Origin of the sequence: Xenorhabdus japonica (genome assembly GCF_900115195.1) — a bacterium.
In the GTDB taxonomy this organism is placed as follows: Bacteria; Pseudomonadota; Gammaproteobacteria; order Enterobacterales; family Enterobacteriaceae; genus Xenorhabdus; species Xenorhabdus japonica.
Genome location: NZ_FOVO01000031.1, coordinates 1 through 23050 on the forward strand (window position 1 = coordinate 1; position 23050 = coordinate 23050).

Here is a 23050-nt window from a genome sequence, read left to right on the forward strand (position 1 = left end):
TACACCGGATTATTAACCATCTTGGCGAAATTCTGGCCCTCAAAATCACGGCCGGAAATACGGATGATAGGAAAGTGGTTCGGGAATTAGCAAAAGAATTAATCGGTTCCTTGTATGGCGACAAAGGTTATCTTAGTCAGGAAGTGGCAGACGATTTAGCGAAAAACGGTGTCACTTTCATCACGAAAAAGCGGAGTAATATGAAAGCGAGTGTGCTGGAATATTGGGATAAGATAATGTGATCAAGGCGTTTTATTATCGAAACGGTTAATGGGCAATTAAAAAATATTTGTCAAATAGAACATGCTCGTCATCGAAGTATAAAAGGATTTCTGTTGACTGTTTTAACGGGGTGAATGGCTTATTGTCATAAAAAGAAGAAACCATCACTGAAAGTTTTCTACTCAGAAGAAAAAGATATTCCAGTGACGGCTTAAACAGAATTGGGGTTAACTAGTTTTAATCAAAAATGATTATTTATTCGGGCGCATTGCCGGGAACAGAATAACGTCACGAATGGTGTGGCTGTTAGTAAACAACATCACCATACGGTCGATACCAATCCCCAAGCCTGCTGTTGGTGGCAGACCGTGCTCCAGCGCAGTCACGTAGTCTTCATCATAGAACATCGCTTCGTCATCACCTTCATCTTTTTGACGAACTTGCTCTGCGAAACGTTCTGCCTGATCTTCCGCGTCGTTCAGCTCCGAGAAGCCATTACCAATTTCACGACCACCGATGAAGAATTCAAAACGATCAGTAATGAATGGATTGTCATCGTTGCGACGTGCTAGAGGAGAAACTTCTGCCGGATATTCCGTAATGAATGTCGGCTGAATCAAGTGGCTTTCAGCGGTTTCTTCAAAAATTTCACACTGAACACGACCCAAGCCCCAGCCCTTTTCAAGGTCGATACCTAAAGATTTCGCGATAGCAACTGCTTTACCCATATCATCCAAATCTGCCATGTTGGTTTCTGGACGATATTTGCAAATCGCTTCTTTCATGGTCATCTTGACAAAAGGCTTACCGAAATCGAATTCTTGTTCGCCATATTGCACCAATGTTGTACCCAGTACATCTTGAGTCAAAGTACGGAACAGATCTTCGGTCAGTACGATCAGATCTTGGTAGTCCGCATAAGCCATGTAGAGTTCCATCATGGTGAACTCTGGATTATGGCGCGGAGAAACACCTTCGTTACGGAAGTTGCGGTTGATTTCGAAAACGCGCTCAAAACCACCTACCACCAAACGTTTCAGGTACAGTTCCGGTGCAATACGCAGGTACATGTCGATATCCAGCGCGTTATGGTGCGTGATGAATGGACGCGCACTTGCACCACCAGGGATCGCCTGCATCATTGGTGTTTCAACTTCCATGAAGTCTTTTTTGATCATGAAACTACGCAATGCAGACATCACGCGGGAGCGGATCTGGAATGTATTGCGTGATTCATCGTTCGCAATCAGATCCAAATAACGCTGACGGTAACGGGTTTCCTGATCTGCCAAACCGTGGAATTTATCCGGCAGTGGACGTAGTGCTTTAGTCAACAGACGCAGCTCAGTACAGTGAATGGAAAGCTCACCTGTTTGAGTTTTGAACAACTTACCTCGTGCGCCTAAAATGTCACCTAAATCCCATTTCTTGAACTGAGTGTTGTAAATGCCTTCTGGCAGATCATCACGGGAAACGTAGATCTGAATGCGTCCACCCATGTCTTGCAGGGTTGCAAAAGATGCTTTGCCCATGATGCGGCGTGTCATCATGCGACCGGCAACAGTCACTTCGATGCCCAGCTCTTCCAGTTCTTCCTTAGTCTTGTCATCGTATTCTGCATGCAGATCTTCGGAAATGTTTTCGCGACGAAAATCATTTGGAAAAGCAATGCCGTTGCTGCGCAGTGCAGCCAGTTTTTCACGGCGGGTTTTCAGTTCATTATTTAAATCAGGAGCCTGTTCAGCTCCCTGATGTTGTTGTGACATTTTAGTTCCTCATAGGCCAGCTTTTAAGCTTGCTTCAATGAATTTGTCCAAATCCCCATCCAGCACAGATTGCGTATTGCGGGTTTCTACACCGGTGCGCAAATCTTTAATACGGGAATCATCTAAAACGTAAGAGCGGATCTGGCTGCCCCAACCGATATCCGATTTGTTCTCTTCCATTGCTTGTTTATCTGCATTCTTCTTCTGCATTTCCAGTTCGTACAGTTTCGCTTTCAACTGTTTCATCGCCTGATCTTTGTTTTTATGCTGAGAACGGTCTGTCTGGCATTGAGTTACAATACCAGTCGGTACGTGAGTGATACGTACAGCAGATTCAGTTTTGTTAACGTGCTGACCACCAGCACCAGAGGCACGATATACATCAATGCGTAAATCAGCCGGATTGATTTCGATATCAATATCATCATCCACTTCTGGGTAGATAAAGGCGGAGCTGAATGATGTATGGCGACGACCACCTGAATCAAAGGGGCTTTTACGTACCAAGCGATGAACGCCCGTTTCTGTGCGTAGCCAACCGTAAGCATATTCACCAATGATCTTAATGGTTGCAGATTTCAAACCAGCAACGTCACCATCAGACTCTTCAATAATTTCCGTCTTGAAGCCCTTGGATTCAGCCCAACGCAGGTACATACGCATCAACATGCTGGCCCAATCCTGAGCTTCTGTTCCACCTGATCCCGCCTGAAGATCCAAATAGCAGTTTGCGCTATCATATTCGCCAGAAAACATGCGACGGAATTCAAGTTGACCCAGTTTCTCTTCTAACTGTTCCAATTCAGCGACTGCTTCATTGAAGGTTTCTTCGTCATCAGCTTCAACTGCCAATTCCAGCAAGCCGTTCACATCTTCTAAACCCTGAACGAGCTGATCAATTGTTTCCACGATGATTTCAAGTGACGAACGCTCTTTACCCAACGCCTGTGCCCGCTCCGGTTCATTCCAGACATCAGGCTGTTCGAGTTCAGCATTGACTTCTTCTAAGCGCTCTTTCTTGGCATCATAGTCAAAGATACCCCCTCAGAACTGCTGTCCGCTCAGACAGGTCCTGAATGTGATTTTTTACCGAATTAATTTCAAACATATTTTGTGTCTTATACGTTGTGTATTATGAATAAATAATGGTCGCATGGATATTTTCGAACCGCGTATTGTAACGGATATATCAAAGGGTTTATACCCTTCATCTTTTAAAGTGCAGCTTTATTGGCTGCTACTTAAAAGATGAAGAGTAAAAGCTAACTGGGTATATAACATTGCCGGAGATTTGATAATTCAGTAGGGCCAAATATGCTGGATCAAAAGCTGAACATCACGATTACCCCGAAATTCGTTAATATCCAGTTTATAGGCTAGTTCTACCGTTTTGACACTATTATCCGGCCAGCGGCTGGCATCAATGTTAAATGCAATGCCATCTAACATAGGCCCACCATTTAATGGCTCAAGCATGACTTTCAGGTGATTTTCACCAACGATGCGCTGTTGCAGTAGTTTGAATTTACCGTCAAAAATCGGTTCTGCAAATGCCTGCCCCCACGGCCCCCCGTCACGCAGGATTTCAGCAACTTCCAGTGATAGTTCTCCTAACGCCAATTCACCATCGCTCCAGATCACACCTTCTAATTGGGCAATATCCAGCCAGTCTGCCACCAGCTCGGAAAAATGACGCTGAAACAGGTCGAATTTGTCTTGTTCGATTGACAAACCTGCTGCCATCGCATGACCACCAAATTTCAACATCAACCCCGGATACAGGGTATCAAGGCGTTCAAGTGCATCACGCATATGCAGACCATTTATGGAACGTCCCGAACCTTTCAAATTGCCATCACCTGCCGGAGCAAAAGCAATAACCGGACGGTGAAAACGCTCTTTAATTCGTGATGCCAAAATTCCCACTACGCCCTGATGCCATTCAGGATGGTAAATTGCTAACCCGTAAGGTAACTGAATATGGGTCTGCTCGATTTTATCGCAAATATGCAAGGCCTCTTGCTGCATGCTCTGCTCGATCTCCCGACGAGTTTGGTTCAGGCCATCCAATTCACAAGCAATCTGGCGAGCCTGTGCCATATCATCAGTCAACAATAACGCCACTCCAACAGACATATCATCCAAACGTCCGGCGGCATTTAATCTTGGTCCCAATGAAAAGCCCAAATCACTGGCTGCTAATTTTGTTGATTCCCGTTTGGAAACTTCGAGCAATGCCCTTATCCCCGCACAGCAACGCCCTGCTCGAATGCGGTTTAATCCTTGATATACCAGAATTCGATTATTGGTATCAAGAGGAACTACATCGGCCACTGTACCCAATGCCACTAAATCCAACAACTCAGCCAAATTAGGTAATGGAATGCCTTGTTGTTCAAACCATGCCAATTTGCGCAATTCTGCCCTGAGTGCAGACATCAGATAAAATGCGACGCCAACGCCCGCTAAGGATTTAGAAGGAAAGGCGCAATCTATTAAATTGGGATTAATAATGGCATCCGCGGCTGGCAATGTTTCACCCGGTAAATGGTGATCAGTAATAATCACCTTGATACCGTGTTGATGTGCCGCTGCAACACCATCATGGGATGAGATCCCATTATCCACGGTGATAATCAAATCCGCGTTTTCTTTGACAACTTCATCAACCACCTGAACGCTTAATCCATAACCATCTTCAAAACGGTTTGGAACAAGATAATCAAGGTGACGATATCCCATTGCACGTAAAGCGCGAATGCTCAATGCTGTGCTGGTTGCTCCATCTGCATCAAAATCCCCAACAATCACAATGCGCCAATGTTCATGTAATGCTGTAACCAGCAAGGAAACGGCCTGCTCAATGCCATTAAGGGATTGATAATTGAGGAGACCCTTTGCGCCACGTTCCAGTTCATCAGCTTGGTGTATGCCACGCATAGCGTATAAACGGCGCAATAACGGATGGATATTGTGGGGAAGATGGCTGGAATCCGCCGTTGGTCGGCGGCGGAGTTGTGTTTCTCTATTCACAGGTTTCTATTCACTAGCTTGCATTCACTGAATGGGATGCATTATCGATTTCAATTAGTTGCTATGTTTCTTCAGCACATCCAGTAAATCTTTCGGTGCTAAATAACCCCTAAGCACGTAACCATCTTTCAGGATAATGGCTGGCGTACCCTGAACACCAAATTGGTGGCCTAGCTGATATTGTTTCATGATATCAATTTTGCATTCTTTAATTGGAGAGACTTTTTCACCTTTAAAAACAGCGTCCAATGATTTTTTCGGTGTCGCACTGCACCAAATGGACTGCATATCTTTAGCTGATTGATGGTGCTCCCCATGACGAGGGAACGCCAAGTAACGGATAGTGATCCCCAGATCGTTATATTCTTTCATGTCCTCATGCAATTTCTGGCAATAACCACAAGTGATATCAGTAAAAACAGTGACAACATATTTTTCTTTTGGCGCTTTGTAAATAATCATTTGATTTTTAAAAGATTCCAATTTTTTAACTAAAATCTGATCGCCAATATTTTTCAATATCTTGCCACTCATATCATAAAGTTGCCCCGTTAACGTATATTTACCATCATTAGACATATAAATGACGCCACTCTCGGTTAAAATTGCACTCACACCAGGAAATTGTGATGGAGTAATGCTTTCAGCGGTTATTTTCCATTTAGACAGTGACTTATTGATAGCACTCTCACTAGCAAAAGCATTGCTGGCAACAGCAGTCAACAATAATGAAAGGCAAAACGTAATCTTCTTCATAATTTGTTCCCTTATATTCATCTAACTCTGAAGCTATCCACGGGGATGATGTTGTTGATGAAGCGCTTTGAGACGTTCGGTTGCTACATGAGTGTATATTTGAGTTGTCGAGAGGTCACTATGACCTAATAACATTTGCACAACACGTAAGTCAGCGCCATGATTGAGTAGATGTGTTGCAAAAGCATGGCGTAATACATGGGGTGACAAGCGTTCAGTGTCAATCCCTGCCAATACGGCATAGTGTTTGATACGATGCCAGAATGTCTGGCGTGTCATCTGCGTCCCCCGCTTACTGGGAAAAAATACATCAGAGACAGAGCCATTCAATAACCACGGACGCCCATATTCCAGATATTTTTCCAACCAATAAACAGCCTCTTCCCCCAGAGGAACCAATCTTTCTTTATTTCCCTTACCCACAATTCTGATCACTCCCTGACGTAAGTTCACATCGGACAGGGTCAGGCCAACCAATTCTGAAACTCGTAACCCACAAGCATAAAGCACTTCTAACATAGCTTTATCCCGCAATTCAATTGGTTGGCCAGCCAAAGGGACACCAAGCAAATCTTCAACTTGTTTTTCGCTTAAATCCTTGGGCAAACGCTTAGGCAATTTAGGCGCAGATAATAACGCTGTTGGATCATCTTCCCGCATTCTTTCACGATAAAGATATTGAAACAACCTTCGCATCGCGCTCAGTAATCTGGCTGAACTACTCGCTTTATAACCACTATCCACTCGTTCAGCCAAAAATGATTGTAGTTCTACTGACTGTACTGAAAGTAAATCATGACCATAATGCACTAGCCAATTATTCAAGGCTTGTAAATCAAGTCGATAAGAAGCCAAAGTGTTTTCGGCCAGATCTTTTTCCAGCCATATAGTATCGAGAAATTGCTCTATCAGAGGATTGTCCGATGAATATGGCTCCGTTGAATTTTGTTTAAGTGAATTATTTTCCGATGAATGGTTGTCTGACAGGTTGTGTTCTTTTGGCATAAGCCCTCCTTTCTGTCTGCCTATCTACGCCTTCCTATCGGCCATTATGCCTGAAAAAGCAATTATTCTGTTACAATACCGCCCCTGATATTCAAAACTCCCTGATAAATAATGATGAAAATTGGTCTCTTTTACGGTTCCAGTACATGCTATACAGAAATGGTAGCAGAAAAAATACGCGATATACTCGGTGAAGATCTGATCGACATACATAATGTCAAGGATTGTGATCCCCAATTGATGGAAGAATATTCTGTCCTGATCCTCGGTATCCCAACTTGGGATTTCGGGGAGTTGCAGGAAGATTGGCTGGCTATTTGGGATCAGCTTCTCTCATTGGATCTGGCAGGAAAAATCGTTGCCATGTATGGAATGGGGGATCAAATCGATTATAGTGAGTGGTTTCTGGATGCATTGGGAATGCTGTATCACCACTTGCTACCGACAGGTGTACAGTTTATTGGGTTCTGGCCGACAGAAGGTTATGAATTTACCAGCCCGAAACCTTTGTCCGAAGATGGCAAACAATTTGTCGGGCTGGCTTTGGACGATGTAAACCAATTCGAACAAACAGATGAACGTTTAAGTGAATGGTGCATGCAAATATTGGCTGAAATGGAAGCGCTGTTTTAGCTGTCCATTTTAGCTATCAGGGTATTGGCGCATTAGTTGATTCAAATGACGCCACGCCTCGGATGACATACTATCTGATGCCACCCATAATCGGATTGGCGGTTGATAGCGCACATTTTCTGTTTGATTAAAGGCATGGAGCATAACGACCATTCCATAGCGATGGAACCACGGTGGCTGAGTAATGCTCCAAGCGGCTTTTTGCCAATGCACTTTGTTGCCTTTGAACAGCACCAACCTGCCCTGACATTGCCGGATATTTTTCTGACTCCACATCCAACTGCTTATGATGATGGCAAACATTGGAAGCCAAAAGTAAGCACTGTTAATTGGCCAGGGAGTCAATAAAGCCGCAATAGCAACTGCGCCATGTACGCCCGTGGAAAACAGGCGAGTATGGCGAGATTCTTTTAGTTTATTGTTCCACAGGACCACGGGCTTGGTTTCTGCTTTGGATTAATTTCACCATATGATAAAGCTCGTCATCTTCAGGTCGTCCATAATTCATCAGCCAATTGAAAAGATCAGGGTCTGGACATTCCAGTAAACGAACAAAAATCCGTTTGTCATCATCATTCAATGAATCATATTCATACTCAAAAAATGGCATGATAGAAATATCCAGTTCACGCATTCCACGACGACATGCCCAGTGAATACGTGCTTTATTATCAATATCCATGTTTAAAAAGCCTCTTTATCATTTTCATTCGTGCCATTGGGACAGCAATATTAAGATCAGGGAAGAATAAGATCGTGACAATTAGATCACGAAAGATTAACAAGTTACCCATCGTTTTAAATATGATCACGGTTGCAAAATTTCATAGTCGGGCAAGATTATCAACGATTCTGGCCTGTTTTTCATCACCAACCGGGGTGGAATCACTAGATATATCGACAAGTTGCGAAGTATATCGCAACAAGTTGGTAATAAATTCATTATCCATAAATAACAGGAATAACCCCTTTGCATTAAGCTACTTCTCTTTTACCATTAGCATTATTTCTCAGATAGTTTACTGGCAGGAGCTGCTATGGCTTACCAAATTCCGTTTTCTGCACAATATCCATCCCCTTCTGCAACACTCCCACTGACTTTAATTTCCCTTGATGACTGGGGAATCGTGACAGCTACTGGAGCTGATGCAGAAAAGTATCTGCAAGGACAAATTACAGCAGATCTTACCTCTCTGAATGATAACCAGCATGTGTTAACCGCACATTGTGATGCCAAAGGCAAGATGTGGAGTAACTTACGGCTGTTTCAGCTTCAGCGAGATGAAGGTTTTGCCTATATTGCACGCCGTTCATTATTGGAAACACAATTAACTGAATTAAAAAAATATGCCGTGTTTTCCAAAGTGACGTTTGCCAAAGATGAAGAAAATATCTTGCTTGGTGTAGCCGGAACAGGAAGCCGGGAAGCGCTGGCAACACTCTTCCCAACCCTGCCCGATGCTAAATCTCCCGTTATTCAGCACGAAACCACAACGCTTCTCCACTTCACACTTCCCGCTGAACGTTTCCTTTTAGTTACAGACAGAACAACTGCCGTTAAATTAACTGAAACATTAATCGAAGAGTTCCAGTCGCAGTTGAATGACAGCCAGCAATGGCTGGCACTGGAGATTGAAGCAGGATTCCCGGTGATTGATGCAGCCAGCAGCGTACAATTTATTCCACAAGCGACAAACCTTCAGGCAATCGAAAATAGTATCAGCTTTAAAAAAGGCTGTTATACCGGTCAGGAAATGGTGGCTCGAGCCAAATATCGTGGGGCAAACAAGCGAGCCATGTATTGGCTGGCAGGTAATGCCTCGTCTCTGCCTGTCGCTGGTGACGATTTGGAATGGCAATTAGGCGATAAATGGCGTCGGACGGGTTCAGTGCTGGCGGCGATCAAACTGGTTGATGGTTCAATCTGGGTACAAGTGGTCATGAATAATGATATGGAAATAGAAAGCGTATTCCGTATCCGTGAAGATGAAGGTAGTACAATCACCATTCAGGCATTGCCTTATTCACTGGACGAAGAAAAATAATTATTGAGGTTTTATATGTCATTATCTATATCTTCTGTTGATTTCGGCCCTTTCACCGATGTCATTGCGTTTATCATGGAGCTGGATAAGTTAAAATATGTCCATCGCAAAACGAAATTATTGAATAACACGCGCCATGAAAACTCTGCAGAACATAGCTGGCATTTTGCTCTTGCTGTGCTTGGTTTTGCTCCTTATGCCGGGGATGTCAATATTGGTCGCGTCGTGCAAATGGCTTTGATTCATGACATTGTTGAGATCGATGCAGGTGATGTTATCGCGTTCGATCTGGCCGCCCGTGAAGCTATTTACGAACAGGAAGTTAAAGCGGCTAACCGTATTTTTGGGTTATTGCCGGAAACCCAGCGCGATTACTTTCTGGAACTTTGGCACGAATACGAAGATTCCATCACTCCTGAAGCGCTATTTGCCAAAACACTCGATAGAATTATGCCGGTATTTATGAATCTGCATAACCAAGGGCAGAGCTGGGTTGAGAACAATATTCGTTTTGAGCAAGTTTACAACCTGCTTCAATTTGTTTCCGAAAGTTACCCTGAGCTATGGGAATATTTGCTGCCACAATTGGAAGCCGCAAAAGAAAAAGGTTGGTTAAAATAACTCCCGCCTTGATCTTCTAAATCAAGCTGTCAGAATCAGTCTATACAAACTCTGACAGCTTCAAGTTAAATTTTTAAACATACTCAAGTCATTAAACATATTCAGTTAACCCCCGTCCTGCTGGACGAGGGCTTAATTGCATATTCATAAATCGCTATTAACGATAATCTTCAATGGGCGCACAGGAGCAATGTAAATTGCGGTCACCGTAGACATCATCAAGACGTTTAACTGTCGGCCAATATTTATTGGCTTTGGTTTCCACGGTTGGGAAAACGGCAGTTTCACGACTGTATGCATGATTCCAATCAGCGATCAGTTCAATCTGGACATGTGGTGCATTGACTAATGGGTTATCTTCCAAAGGCCATTCTCCTCTTGCCACTTTGCTGATTTCTTCCCGAATTGCCAGCATTGCGTCAATGAAGCGATCAATTTCAACTTTGCTTTCTGATTCCGTTGGCTCAACCATCAAAGTTCCCGCAACTGGGAATGACATAGTCGGGGCATGGAAACCGTAGTCAATCAAACGCTTGGCGATATCCATCTCACTGATACCGAACTCTTCTTTCAATGGGCGAATGTCCAGAATACATTCGTGGGCAACATATCCATCACGTCCGGTATAGAGGATCTCATAGGCTCCTTTCAGGCGGGATGCGATGTAATTTGCATTCAAGATCGCAACTTGGCTGGCTTGTTTCAGTCCTTTTGCTCCCATCATGCGAATATACATCCAGCTAATTGGCAGAATAGATGCACTACCAAATGGCGCTGCGGATACTGCACCTAATGTAGTGACTCCGTCTATTTCTACCACTGAATGACCCGGCACAAATGGGGCAAGGTGTTTTTTCACGCCAATCGGCCCCATGCCTGGGCCACCGCCGCCATGTGGGATACAGAAGGTTTTGTGCAGGTTCAAGTGCGAAACATCTGCGCCAATAAAACCCGGTGTAGTAATCCCCACTTGAGCGTTCATATTCGCGCCATCAAGGTAAACCTGACCGCCATTTTGATGAATGATATCGCAAATTTCACGGATGGTTTCTTCATATACACCGTGAGTTGAGGGATAAGTCACCATGATACAAGCAAGATCATTACTGTGTTCTTCCGCTTTTTCGCGCAAATCAACCAGATCGATGTTGCCTTCTTTATCACAGTTCACAACGACAACGGTCATGCCCGCCATATGTGCAGAAGCAGGGTTTGTACCGTGAGCCGAGCTTGGGATCAGGCAAACATGGCGATGTTGTTCACCGCGGCTGGTGTAATAGCGGCGAATTGCCAGCAGACCAGCATATTCCCCTTGTGCACCGGAATTGGGCTGCATGCAAAATGCATCATATCCGGTCAGCAGTACCAACCAATGGGAAAGCTGGCTGATCAGCTGATGATAACCCTCCGCTTGCTCTGGTGAGCAGAAAGGGTGCATATCGGTAAATTCAGGCCATGTAATCGGTGTGATTTCCGCTGCTGCATTCAGTTTCATGGTACATGACCCCAGCGGAATCATGGCTTGATTCAGCGCCAGATCTTTACGCTCAAGACTGTGCATATATCGCATCATATCGGTTTCACTGTGGTAACGACGGAAGTTGTCATGTGTCAAAATTTCGTCATTACGCAGCATGGAGGCAGGAATAGATTGGCTGTCTGCCGCTATTTCAAGATCAAGAGCATTGATATCCAGTATTGAGTCAGAACCCGTTATCACTTGAAACAGGGTTATCAAATCTTCACGGCTGGTTTTTTCACTCAATGATACCCCAACAGCACCAAGAATATCGGTACGCAGGTTAATGTGCGCTTTTTCCGCTCTTGCCAGTACCTGAGCCTTATCTGATACTTCAATGGTCAATGTATCAAACCATGTTTTATGACGCAGTGTGACACCTGCTTTTTGCAAGCCAGCAGCCAGAATGTCTGTCAGACGATGGATACGACCAGCAATGCGCTTCAGACCTTCTGAACCGTGGTAAACAGCATACATTCCTGCAATGTTCGCCAGCAAAACTTGAGAAGTACAGATATTGGAGTTCGCTTTTTCACGGCGAATATGCTGCTCACGTGTTTGCATCGCCATGCGCAGTGCCCTGTTGCCTGCCGCATCACGGGAAACACCGATAATACGCCCCGGCATGGAACGCTTGAATTCATCACGGCAGGCAAAGAAAGCTGCATGAGGGCCGCCGTATCCCATCGGTACACCAAAACGCTGTGCAGAACCAAATACAATATCAGCACCTTGTTTACCCGGCGCTGTCAGTATGACCAGTGCCATAAAGTCCGCAGCAACACTAACGATGATTTTACGTGCTTTCAATTTTGCAATAAGGTCACTGTAATCGTGAACTTCGCCCGTTGTTCCCACTTGTTGCAGCAGGGCACCAAAGATCCCTTCCAGTTCCAGTACTTTTTCTGCTTTATCAACAATGACTTCAAATCCAAATGTTTCAGCACGGGTACGCACAACATCCAACGTCTGTGGATGAATGTCATCTGCCACAAAGAAACGCTCAGCGCCTTTCAGCTTGCTGATCCGTTTTGCCATTGCCATAGCTTCTGCTGCTGCTGTTGCTTCATCCAATAATGAAGCAGAGGCAAGATCTAATCCCGTCAGGTCAATGGTAACTTGCTGGAAATTCAGCAAAGCTTCTAATCGGCCTTGAGAAACTTCTGGTTGGTAGGGGGTATATGCGGTATACCAGCCAGGGTTTTCCAGCAAATTACGCAAAATAACAGGGGGAAGTATTGAGGGTGCGTATCCCATACCGATATACGATTGATAGCGTTGGTTCTGGCTCGCTATCGCTTTCAATTCAGCCAATGCCTGTTGTTCAGTCGCTCCTTCACCAACCGCAGGAGGCTCTGATAATGCGATATCACGGGGAACGATTTTATTGGTCAGATCATCAAGAGAATTTGCACCGACTATCGCCATCATTTCTGTTTGCTGTTCAGCAGAAGAACCAATGTGGCGACGAATGAATTCACCTTGATTTTCAAGTTGGATTAATGTCTGAGTCATTGATGATAATTTCCTGAAACTAGCTATACCTTTTATCTTCCAAGTTACATTTTTGTGTTCTGTCACTTGAAATCTATTGGCTATAAAAAACAAGTACATAAAAAAGCCCCATTCACAATGTGATATGGGGCAATCAAACTCAATTACTCGTCTTCTTCCAAGAGGGACTGATAACCTTCAGCATCAAGCAAATTAGTGAGTTCACTCTCATCAGTTATTTTGATACGGAACAGCCAACCTTCGTTATAGGGTTCACTGTTCACTAATTCGGGAGAACCTTCCAGCCCAGGGTTAACAGCGATAATCTTACCGCTCAGTGGCGCGTAAATATCAGATGCCGCTTTGACTGATTCTACAACAGCACAATCATCACCACTATTTACCTCTATGCCTATTTCAGGCAAATCAACAAATACCATATCTCCCAATAATTTTTGGGCGTGTTCGGTAATACCTACGGTATATTCACCATCGCCTTCCGAACGAACCCATTCATGTGATTCTGTATATTTTAATTCTACTGGTACATGACTCATAGTTGCCATCTCCTTGTTTTTTGTTCATAGAGCAAAACGTTACAACAACTAAAACATTACAATAATCAAAATATTACGACAAAAAACTACTCTACTAGCGATTTACCCATCCGCACAAAGCCCGGTTTAACAACCTGAACGGGAATTTCACGATTACGGATCTGGACAACCGCCTGTTCACCAATACCTTGTGGTACACGTGCAAGAGCGATGCTAAATCCTAAGGTTGGGGAGAATGTTCCACTGCTAATAACTCCGGAACGCATTTCGCCTGAATCATTAGTGAAACTAACCGTTAAACCGCCACGCAATACTCCTTTTTCACGCATGACCAATCCAACCAATTGTTCAGTGCCTGTTTCACGTTGCTTCTCCAATGCTTCGCGGCCAATGAACTGACGATCTTCCGGTTTCCAGGCAATTGTCCATCCCATGTTGGCTGTCAGTGGTGAAATGGTTTCATCCATTTCTTGGCCATAAAGATTCATACCTGCTTCGAGACGCAATGTGTCACGTGCCCCCAATCCAGCAGGTTTCACGCCTACTGCCAATAACTGTTGCCAGAAATCTGCCGCTTGTTCTTTAGACAATGCGATTTCATAACCTGCTTCACCGGTATAACCCGTCGTTGCAATAAATAGATTTCCCGACTGAACGCCAAAGAAAGGTTTCATCCCGATTACTGTTTGCTTCTGTTCATCACTTAGCAATAATTGAACTTTGGCTTGCGCGTTTGGACCCTGAACAGCAATCAGAGCCAAATCATCACGCACGGTAATCTCAACGTCATATTCCTCAGCATGATGGTTAATCCATGCTAAGTCTTTTTCACGGGTCGCCGAGTTAACAACCATCCGATAAAAGTTATCAGTGAAGAAGTAGACAATCAGATCATCAATGACGCCGCCAGAAGCATTTAACATTCCAGTATAAAGTGCCTTGCCCTGCTCGGTCAGCTTGGCAATGTCATTGGCCAGAAGGTAACGGAGAAAATCACGGCAACCAGTACCGTGTAGATCCACAATTGTCATGTGGGAAACGTCGAACATCCCGGCATCAGTACGCACTGTATGATGCTCGTCGATTTGTGAACCATAGTGCAGAGGCATCATCCAGCCATGAAAATCTACCATGCGTGCTCCGCATGCCAGATGTTGATCATATAGTGGGGTGTGTTTTGACATTATTTCCCTCTTTCCATTCTTGACATGAAAACATTCGTGACCTGAAAAAACATACGGCGTATTAACCGACAGGTGTTGGATCATGAAGCAAAGAAGCGGTTAATAACGCAAACAATACCTTGGAATCAGAAGTTATCACTGAAACAGGAAATGAACCATAAAATAAATTATCTACACTGTAGTGACAACCTTAAAAAACACTCACTATCATGCATAATTTTTATCTAATTTATTGTGTCAGAACCCTCAAGATTTTTAATAAGGCAGTAAGAAACAATATATTCAAGTTAAAAAAAGGCTAAAGTGTGAAGTAAATCTACTTAACACACCTTAGACTAACATTAGAAAAACTAATTATAAACAATGAGCTGAATTAGATCTTTTCAACTGAAGAGGTTTGAGAAGTCAGCCAATCAGGGAGATCATTGAGCCCCATTGCATAGCGAAGCAATTGCGGTTTCATTCCTGGTAAGTGATCAGCCAGTGTTAACCCAATTCCCCGCAATAATTTTTTAGCCGGATTATTGCCATCAAATAACTGGCGGAAACTCTGCATACCCGCGAGCATAACCGCAGCACTGTGTTTGCGGCGACGTTCATAGCACCCCAAATAGAGATACTGACCGATGTCTTTTCCTTGCTGGTTCAAGCGATTCAATTCACCGATCAATTCTGCTACATCCATAAAGCCGAGATTGACGCCCTGACCAGCCAGTGGGTGGATAGTGTGTGCTGCATCACCCAATAGTGCCATTCGATGAGCAGCAAAATTGCGCGCATAACGTCCCATCAATGGTATGGTTTGTCGATCACTGATCAGTTCACATTGACCAAGACGCATATTAAATGCCACGCTCAGTTGCCGATTAAACAGTTCCGGTTCCATAGATTTACGCTGTTGCGCAAATCCAGACGGTAATGACCAAACAATCGAACATAGGTGAGGATCTGGCAGTGGCAAGAAAGCCAGTATTCCATCACCGTGGAAAACCTGACGTGCAACATTGGCATGAGGTTCCTCAGTACGAATTGTCGCCACCAACGCATGGTGTTCATAATCCCAGAAAGTCAGCGGTATATCTGCATATTGACGCAACCAAGAATGAGCTCCGTCTGCGCCAACAACTAAACGTGAAGTCAGCATTCTTTCATCAGATAAAGTGATGAAGGCTTCGTTTTCCCCCCAGACAACATTCTTAAGAGAGGATGGAGTAAAAATCATCACGTCTGGCAGACTTTCCACACGTTGCCAAAGCGCTTGTCGGATTACATGGTTTTCGACGATATGGCCCAAGTGTGTCAGGCCATTTTCCGCCACATTGAACTGAATACGCCCGAAACTATCCTGATCCCAAACTTCCATACCCTGATAAGGTCTGGTTCGCATCGCAAGGATATCCTGCCAAACACCAAGGTGGGTTAGTAATCGTTCGCTGGCTGCATTGATGGCTGAAACCCGCAACGCATATTCATCATTGGCATCAAATGGCTTTGTCGGTGGGTATTCTTCTACAATCGCGATGCGCAAACCGCTACCTTGCAAACCACAGGCCAGCGCAAGGCCAACCATTCCGCCCCCTGCGATCACCACATCAAATGATTGCATTTTTTCTTTCCTCTTAATCTGCCAATGGTGACTGTGCAACCCAACCCAATGTCCGACAGGCAAATAGATCCCGCATTGGTGGTAATATTTCCATCGTCATCAAGCCCAAATTCCGCCCAATTTTTAACGGTAAATAGTCATTGGCGAATAACCTGACCAATCCATCTGTGATCCCAATGGTGGTTTTACGATCTGCCTGACGCTGTTGCTGATATTGTGTCAGGGTCTTATGGGAACCAATGTCTTGCCCTGAAGCAGCCGCTGCTGAAATAACCTGTGCCAGAGCCATAACATCACGCATCCCTAAGTTAAAACCCTGACCGGCGATCGGATGCAAGGTTTGGGATGCATTGCCTACCAAGGCCAGACGGTGGCTAACCTGCCTACTGGCTGTCGACAAAGCCAACGGATAACTGTATCGTTGGCCGGTTTCCAGCATTTTCCCCAAACGCCAGCCAAATGCTTTTTGCAGATGTTGGAGAAATTCGTTTTGGTTCCAGTTATTGATTTCTGATTGTTTTTCCAGTGGGTGACACCATACCAGCGAACTGCGCCCCTCGGACATAGGTAACAGCGCCAATGGGCCATGTTTGGTAAAACGCTCGAATGCCCTTCCTTGAGGATGTTCAGAAGTCAGTACATTGGCAATAATTGCTGTCTGTTCATAAGATTGCCGCTGGAATGGTATATTGCACGCTTGAGCTATCGCAGAGTGACTACCATCCGCAGCCACCAGCAATTCTCCTGTCAGTTTTTCGCCATTATCCAGCGTAACCACCACAGAACTTTCCAAACGGTCAACAGAACTCACTCTGGCCGGACAGTGAAGTTTAATATTTGAAGATTGTTTTAATAAATCAAAAAGATGGATTCCAGCATCATGCAATTCAATCACATTGCCTAATGCCGGTATATCATAATCATCGGCGCGGATATTGACGAAACCGCTATTACCACGATCGCTGACATGAACGTGAGTTATTGGGGTAACACTATGTTGTAGCACAGGCCAGATGCCTATCTGATTCAAGCGCTGACATGTCCCATAAGCCAAAGCAATAGACCTTGCATCAAAACCGGGATGCTCCTGAATGGGTTCTGCTGCTTCAATCAAGGAGACTTGCAATTGACCCCGACTCAGCGAAGCAATAGCCAGAGCCAATGTAGCCCCAGTCATTCCTCCGCCCACAATAATCACGTTCATTAATAGCTTCCTGATTACTTTAACTTTTTCTGATTACTTTTATCTTAATTGTGCTTTGCCTGTGCCATCAGAGCTTCTATCTCATCCGGATCTTTCACGACAAATTCAGTCAGGTTTTCATTTCCTGTTTCCGTTATCACAATGTCATCTTCAATGCGGATACCGATACCACGGTATTCCAGCGGGACATCCGCATCTGGTGCAATGTAAAGCCCGGGCTCTACAGTCAGCACCATACCGGGTTCAAGGATGCGATTACGATCAACACCGTAATTGCCTACATCATGCACATCCAGCCCCAGCCAGTGACTCAAACCATGCATGAAAAATTGGCGATAAGCATTGGTTTCGATCAATTGTTCGACTTCGCCATGCATAATTCCCAATTTAACTAATCCCTCTACCATGACGCGTACAATTTGCTCCGTAACCTTGTTTATGCTGGTACCCGGTCTGTACAGTTCAAGGGAAAGGTTGATGGCTTCCAGCACAATGTCATAGATTTCACGTTGGGGACGCGTAAACTTACCATTTACTGGGAATGTCCGCGTAATATCACCAGCATATCCCTCATATTCACCCCCGGCATCGATCAACACTAAATCACCGTCTTTCATGCGACGATCATTTTCAGTGTAATGCAGGATACACGCGTTTTCTCCCGCCCCAATGATGGTGTTATAAGCCGGGTAACGGGCACCCTGACGGGTAAATTCATAGTGAATTTCGGCTTCAAGCTGGTATTCAAACATGTCAGGACGGCAAACCTGCATCGCTCTGGTATGTGCTTGGGCACTGATTTCTCCAGCTTTACGCATGATTTCCAATTCTGTTTTTGATTTAAACAGACGCATTTCATGTACCCACGGACGCCAGTCTGCCATAACCATTGGAGCACTGAGATTACGACGACCGTTTTTGCGCAATTTATCCAAAGCACCAAATACGATTTGGTCAGCGTACTCAAATTCTCCTTGAGCATGATAAATCACTTCCAGACCATTCAGTAACAAATAAAGTTGTTCATTGATATCATCGAATGGCAGGGCACGATCCACCCCCAATTTTTCTGGTGCAGCTTCTTGACCAAGACGGCGACCAAACCAAATTTCCGCAGTCAAATCACGAACTCGATTAAACAACACACTATGATTGTGAGTTTCATTGCTTTTGATCAGTATCAGAACGGCTTCCGGCTCATTGAACCCTGTCAGATAAAGAAAATCACTGTGCTGACGGTAGGGATATTCACTATCTGAATTACGTGTCGCAGGCGAGGCAGAAAAAATAATGGCGGCACTGGCTGGTGCCATTTTTGACAATAATGCCTGACGACGGGATAAATATTCTTGCTTATTAGTCATACCCTCTCCTGCAATTCCATTGTTAGTTATTATGCCCTTTATCGTTCAAGTCGCTGTTTGGTTAGTCGTATTAATTCTCCGAATCACATAATCAACTGCGCTCCTGAGAGTTTCTTTCAGCCATTACGCTGCAACTTGAAATCTATTAGATAAATATCGCCAATCAGTGCAACGTTGGCTTTTCATTTTTGCCTGCTGTTTTAGGTATCGCTAACGCGATATAGCAGAGTTGAACTGCAACACGAACATATTCCAGTATTTCTTCAAGAGCTTGGGATAATTCTTCCTGATCTTCACTTTCGTCATAGCCCAACATACCGATATTACGTAAATCGGTAACAATTTCCTTAACTTCCGGCCTTTCTGTCAACTTGGGATTCGCTACTCCCAATCCCAGCAGAAAGTGATTCACCCATCCCGCCAACGCATCTGCGCATTCAAAAATCCCGGCCTCTTCATTAGGAAGTAGCAGATGAAACGAGAAATTACTGTTATCCAGTGATTCAAATGTTGTTTCATACAATTCCCTGAGCGGCTGAGCCAAAACCTGAGAAAATGCCAAACCATCATTAGCGAGATCATGCACCAATGTCTGCCAACTACTATCATGATTTCCACCACATAGTAATCCACTGATTAAGCCATGCATTTCTGCTGCTGTCAGCGCAACGGACTGTTGATGCAAAATTTCATCAAATGACTGATAATTAGGTAATGAGTTTTGTATAGACATGTATATTGATCATCGTTGGCGATATAAGTTCATGCTATGCTACCATCAAGGGGAGTCGCTATACCAGACAGCACACACCGATATATCCTCAATAGATTTCGAGTTGCAGCGTGATGGCAAGGACATCCATCCCCAGAAATATAGATTATTTTGTATCTATAGCTAACTGGGATGAGTGAACATTGTCCAAAAGCAATGGCTTGAAAGATGAAGGGAAGAAAAAGGGAAGCTTTTGGTATTGTACGGTAATGATTGGTGTCGGCCTTGTTTTTATACCAAAATGTATTTATGCCCAATAGATTTCAAATTGCAGCTCCATCAAATAAAGCCGCAATTTGAAAGATAAGGGGTATATGTCAAAATCAAGGTGTCGGCACAGTAATAAATCAGGAAGGTGTCATGTCTGCACAGCCAGTAGATATTCAGATTTTTGGGCGGTCATTACGTGTCAATTGTCCACCAGAGCAGATTGAAGCATTGCAAGCTGCTGCTGAGGAACTTGATCAGCGTTTGCATAACCTCAAAGAACGCACCAGAGTAACTAACACTGAGCAACTGGTTTTTATTGTGGCACTGAATGTCTGTCACGAATTGGCACAGGAGAAGGTGAAAACCCGTGATTATGCCTACAATATGGAACAAAAAATAAGAATGCTCCAGCAGTCCATTGAGAAAGCACTGTTAGAACAGGGTAAAATTACCTGATACTCCGACCCATCAGCTAAATTTTGTTGATAAATCAGGCAGTAATCACGATAGATTAATATAAGCAGTTGCTTTCTTCATTTAGTTCCATACAATAGGCTTCATAGCGTTGCTTAGAGTCTATTTAGGTAGTTAAGCAGCAAAAAATTTCTCTGAGGTGTTCGTGAGCAGGTAAGTCCCCTGAGCCGATATTTCATATCCATAGAATGTGGTGCTCTGTTTCTTGTGAGCATGCTTGGCCCAGACCAAGAAGCCTAATAGAAACGACTCTGCGTTCACCTTGAACCAAGGGTTCAAGGGTTACCACCTGCAACGGCATCTTGGAGAACCCCATATTTTTATCTGTTTTGTATCCTTTTCTGCATTAATTAATAGGCAGGTATTATGCAATCAGATTCTTTCTTTTCTCTCCGCAAATCCATCAGAAAAAAAATTCGCCAACTACGTCAAAGCCTGTCTCCTGAACAACAATTACAGTTTTCCCGGCAAGCCGTTAAACAGGTCATGTCTCACCCTAAAATCCAGCAAGCAGATAAAATCGCCCTTTATCTCTCCTTTGATGGGGAATTAGATACACGACCGCTGATTCAACAACTTTGGCAACAAAATAAACAGGTCTATTTGCCAATCTTGCATCCCTTCAACCGGAATCACCTGCTGTTTCTTCGTTATTGCGCCGATACCTCCCTTATTCGGAACCGCTTTAACATAGAAGAGCCTCAGTTGGATGTCCGACAGGTTTTACCCATCTCTGAACTGAATGTCATGCTTATTCCACTTGTCGCTTTCGATTGTACAGGGCAACGTTTAGGTATGGGAGGTGGTTTCTACGATAGAACCCTCGCAAGATGGCAACAACAGAATTTTTATCCTATTGGACTGGCTCACAATTTTCAGTTAGTTGAGAAATTACCCAATGCGAGTTGGGATATCCCTCTGCCAGAAATTATTACACCAGAAAAAGTATGGCGATGGGTATAAATCTCTAAATAATTAACAGGGGCTATTATATTTTCAATAGCACGTCTTCAATAGCCCCTTTTCTAATAAATCTCGTCTTAATCAATAATTGCTCTTGTTAACGGGCAATTATATTTCAGCCAATCATATTTCAGTAAAGCAAACGAGAACGGATAGTACCCGGCAAGGCTTTCAATTTCTGCAAGACCAATTCAGCTTGGGCTGGATTTTGCGTCGTGATATCAATCACCACATAACCAATATCACCGTCAGTCCGTAAATATTGAGCATCAATATTGATTTCTTGCTCAGTGAACACTTGGTTAATGCTAGTTAAAATACCAGGACGGTTTTCATGGATATGCAGTAATCGGTGACTATCCTTGGCATGAACAGGAAGTGACACTTCAGGGAAGTTAACTGCCGACAATGTAGAACCATTGTCAGAGTATTTGACCAGCTTACCTGAGACTTCATAACCGATATTTTGCTGGGCTTCTTGTGTTGATCCTCCAATGTGTGGTGTCAACAGTACGTTATCAAACTTGCTTAATGGTGAGATGAAAGGATCGTTGTTTGTTGTAGGTTCCTGAGGAAAAACATCAATAGCTGCACCAGAGAGATGTCCTGTTTCCAGCGCTTCGCTGAGTGCCAAAATATCAACTACAGTACCACGTGATGCATTGATCAAAATTGAACCTGGCTTCATTAATTCTAATTCTGCCACACCAATCATATTCTTAGTTGAAACTGTTTCAGGGACGTGCAGGCTGACAACATCACTCATATTCAACAATTCAGATAAATGATGAACTTGTTGTGCATTACCCAGTGGTAATTTATTTTCAATATCATAAAAATAGACATTCAAACCAATATTTTCAGCTAAAATACCAAGCTGTGTGCCAATATGTCCGTAACCGATAATACCTAATTTTTTTCCACGCGCTTCGTAGCAGCCTTTTGCCTGCTTATCCCATACCCCGTTGTGTGCTTTTGCATTTGCCTCAGGAATACGACGCAATAGCAGCAACAATTCACCCAATACCATTTCAGCTACCGAACGAGTATTGGAAAAAGGTGCATTAAATACAGGAATACCACGTTTTGCAGCGGCTTTTAGATCAACTTGGTTAGTACCAATACAAAAACACCCGATTGCAACCAGCTTTTCCGCTACGGAAAAAATCTCTTCCGTCAGCTGAGTACGAGAACGAATCCCCACAAATCGGGCATCACAAATCGCTTCTTTCAACGCTTCAGGCTCTAATGCCCCTTTGTGATACTCAATATTGCTGTATCCTGCCGCTTTTAAGTTGTCTACTGTGCTTTGATGAACGCCTTCCAGTAGCAGAAATTTAATTTTATCCTTTTCTAAAGATACCTTAACCATTTGCCCGCCCTAGTTATACTAAATTTGTACTAACTTTCATAATGCATATCGATTCCACCAAAATAACAAAAAAAACAGCAACGGCAATACAATCGATTGCTTATATTACAGAATAAGCAACAGTAAATAAGTTGTTATGCAAAGTAAAATAATTCGTTACGGAATAAAGACGGGATTTCGAGTTTTCTTTAGACAACAGCGTGATATATATCACTAAATTTCTTTTTTTGAATAAATACAAAAATATTTT

Annotated in this window: 20 protein-coding genes, 1 other RNA gene and 1 pseudogene; 7 read left to right on the top strand and 15 right to left on the bottom strand. The window is 43.7% G+C overall.

The window, feature by feature from the left end; genetic code table 11:
* Window positions 1–437: pseudogene (locus tag BM135_RS11975) on the top strand (IS982 family transposase); the annotation flags it as partial.
* A gap of 36 nt (window positions 438–473) precedes the next feature.
* Here BM135_RS11975 and lysS read toward each other — a convergent pair.
* The 5 genes from lysS to xerD form a co-directional block, all read right to left on the bottom strand.
* Entirely contained in the window at window positions 474–1988 is a 1515-nt protein-coding gene (lysS, locus tag BM135_RS11980; protein WP_092519948.1) for a lysine--tRNA ligase, read from the bottom strand.
* Window positions 1989–1997: 9 nt separating this feature from the next.
* Window positions 1998–3096, bottom strand: a protein-coding gene (gene prfB, locus BM135_RS11985; protein ID WP_139204103.1) for a peptide chain release factor 2 whose coding sequence is annotated in 2 segments (ribosomal slippage) — window positions 1998–3020 and window positions 3022–3096 — 1098 coding nt in all. Because the reading frame shifts where the segments join, the coding sequence is not laid out codon by codon here.
* Window positions 3097–3287: 191 nt separating this feature from the next.
* A complete protein-coding gene (gene recJ / locus BM135_RS11990) occupies window positions 3288–5021 on the bottom strand; it encodes a single-stranded-DNA-specific exonuclease RecJ (protein WP_092519949.1) in 1734 nt (577 codons plus the stop codon).
* Window positions 5022–5075: 54 nt separating this feature from the next.
* Window positions 5076–5777, bottom strand: a complete 702-nt coding sequence (gene dsbC, locus BM135_RS11995) for a bifunctional protein-disulfide isomerase/oxidoreductase DsbC (protein WP_092519950.1) — start codon at window positions 5775–5777, stop codon at window positions 5076–5078.
* A 33-nt stretch (window positions 5778–5810) separates the two neighbouring features.
* The gene (gene xerD / locus BM135_RS12000; protein ID WP_092519951.1) at window positions 5811–6782 is read right to left on the bottom strand and encodes a site-specific tyrosine recombinase XerD; all 972 of its coding nucleotides are present in this window, start codon (window positions 6780–6782) and stop codon (window positions 5811–5813) included.
* Window positions 6783–6896: 114 nt separating this feature from the next.
* Between xerD and fldB the strand changes: the two genes are divergently transcribed.
* Window positions 6897–7415, top strand: a complete 519-nt coding sequence (gene fldB, locus BM135_RS12005; RefSeq protein ID WP_092519984.1) for a flavodoxin FldB — start codon at window positions 6897–6899, stop codon at window positions 7413–7415.
* Window positions 7416–7424: 9 nt separating this feature from the next.
* Here the strand turns inward: fldB and BM135_RS12010 are convergent, their stop codons facing one another.
* Together BM135_RS12010 and sdhE are read right to left on the bottom strand one after the other, a co-directional pair.
* Window positions 7425–7850, bottom strand: a complete 426-nt coding sequence (locus BM135_RS12010) for a protein YgfX (protein WP_092519952.1) — start codon at window positions 7848–7850, stop codon at window positions 7425–7427.
* Window positions 7831–8097, bottom strand: coding sequence for an FAD assembly factor SdhE (gene sdhE, locus BM135_RS12015; RefSeq protein ID WP_092519953.1), 267 nt, complete (start codon window positions 8095–8097; stop codon window positions 7831–7833). The genes BM135_RS12010 and sdhE overlap by 20 nt, the downstream gene beginning before the upstream one ends.
* Before the next feature lie 355 nt (window positions 8098–8452).
* On the opposite strand from sdhE, the gene ygfZ reads away from it, so the two are divergent.
* Together ygfZ and BM135_RS12025 are read left to right on the top strand one after the other, a co-directional pair.
* Window positions 8453–9460: a tRNA-modifying protein YgfZ gene (gene ygfZ / locus BM135_RS12020; protein WP_092519954.1), complete on the top strand. Its 1008-nt coding sequence runs from the start codon at window positions 8453–8455 to the stop codon at window positions 9458–9460.
* Between the two features lie 15 nt (window positions 9461–9475).
* The gene (locus tag BM135_RS12025; RefSeq protein WP_092519955.1) at window positions 9476–10081 is read left to right on the top strand and encodes an HD domain-containing protein; all 606 of its coding nucleotides are present in this window, start codon (window positions 9476–9478) and stop codon (window positions 10079–10081) included.
* 157 nt (window positions 10082–10238) lie between these two features.
* Here BM135_RS12025 and gcvP read toward each other — a convergent pair whose 3' ends face one another.
* The 7 genes from gcvP to BM135_RS12060 form a co-directional block, all read right to left on the bottom strand.
* Window positions 10239–13115: an aminomethyl-transferring glycine dehydrogenase gene (gene gcvP, locus BM135_RS12030; RefSeq protein WP_092519956.1), complete on the bottom strand. Its 2877-nt coding sequence runs from the start codon at window positions 13113–13115 to the stop codon at window positions 10239–10241.
* A 143-nt stretch (window positions 13116–13258) separates the two neighbouring features.
* Entirely contained in the window at window positions 13259–13651 is a 393-nt protein-coding gene (gcvH, locus tag BM135_RS12035; protein ID WP_092519957.1) for a glycine cleavage system protein GcvH, read from the bottom strand.
* Window positions 13652–13737: 86 nt separating this feature from the next.
* Entirely contained in the window at window positions 13738–14835 is a 1098-nt protein-coding gene (gene gcvT, locus BM135_RS12040) for a glycine cleavage system aminomethyltransferase GcvT (protein ID WP_092519958.1), read from the bottom strand.
* 373 nt (window positions 14836–15208) lie between these two features.
* Window positions 15209–16441 carry an FAD-dependent 2-octaprenylphenol hydroxylase gene (gene ubiI, locus BM135_RS12045; RefSeq protein ID WP_092519959.1) on the bottom strand — a complete coding sequence of 411 codons (1233 nt, stop codon included), beginning with the start codon at window positions 16439–16441 and terminating at the stop codon, window positions 15209–15211.
* Between the two features lie 13 nt (window positions 16442–16454).
* Window positions 16455–17645 carry a 2-octaprenyl-6-methoxyphenyl hydroxylase gene (gene ubiH, locus BM135_RS12050; protein ID WP_092519960.1) on the bottom strand — a complete coding sequence of 397 codons (1191 nt, stop codon included), beginning with the start codon at window positions 17643–17645 and terminating at the stop codon, window positions 16455–16457.
* Window positions 17646–17689: 44 nt separating this feature from the next.
* Window positions 17690–19009 (bottom strand): Xaa-Pro aminopeptidase, encoded by a 1320-nt coding sequence (gene pepP, locus BM135_RS12055; protein WP_092519961.1) that lies wholly within the window; start codon window positions 19007–19009, stop codon window positions 17690–17692.
* 163 nt (window positions 19010–19172) lie between these two features.
* A complete protein-coding gene (locus tag BM135_RS12060) occupies window positions 19173–19742 on the bottom strand; it encodes a YecA/YgfB family protein (RefSeq protein ID WP_092519962.1) in 570 nt (189 codons plus the stop codon).
* A gap of 399 nt (window positions 19743–20141) precedes the next feature.
* On the opposite strand from BM135_RS12060, the gene zapA reads away from it, so the two are divergent.
* The 3 genes from zapA (at window position 20142) to BM135_RS12075 (ending at window position 21428) form a co-directional block, all read left to right on the top strand.
* Window positions 20142–20447, top strand: a complete 306-nt coding sequence (zapA, locus tag BM135_RS12065) for a cell division protein ZapA (protein ID WP_092519963.1) — start codon at window positions 20142–20144, stop codon at window positions 20445–20447.
* A 146-nt stretch (window positions 20448–20593) separates the two neighbouring features.
* A non-coding RNA gene (gene ssrS / locus BM135_RS12070) (6S RNA) lies at window positions 20594–20778 on the top strand.
* A gap of 53 nt (window positions 20779–20831) precedes the next feature.
* Entirely contained in the window at window positions 20832–21428 is a 597-nt protein-coding gene (locus tag BM135_RS12075) for a 5-formyltetrahydrofolate cyclo-ligase (protein ID WP_092519964.1), read from the top strand.
* Between the two features lie 130 nt (window positions 21429–21558).
* Here the strand turns inward: BM135_RS12075 and serA are convergent, their stop codons facing one another.
* On the bottom strand, window positions 21559–22800 hold the full coding sequence (gene serA, locus BM135_RS12080; protein WP_092519965.1) for a phosphoglycerate dehydrogenase: 1242 nt from the start codon (window positions 22798–22800) through the stop codon (window positions 21559–21561).
* Window positions 22801–23050 lie beyond the last annotated feature (250 nt).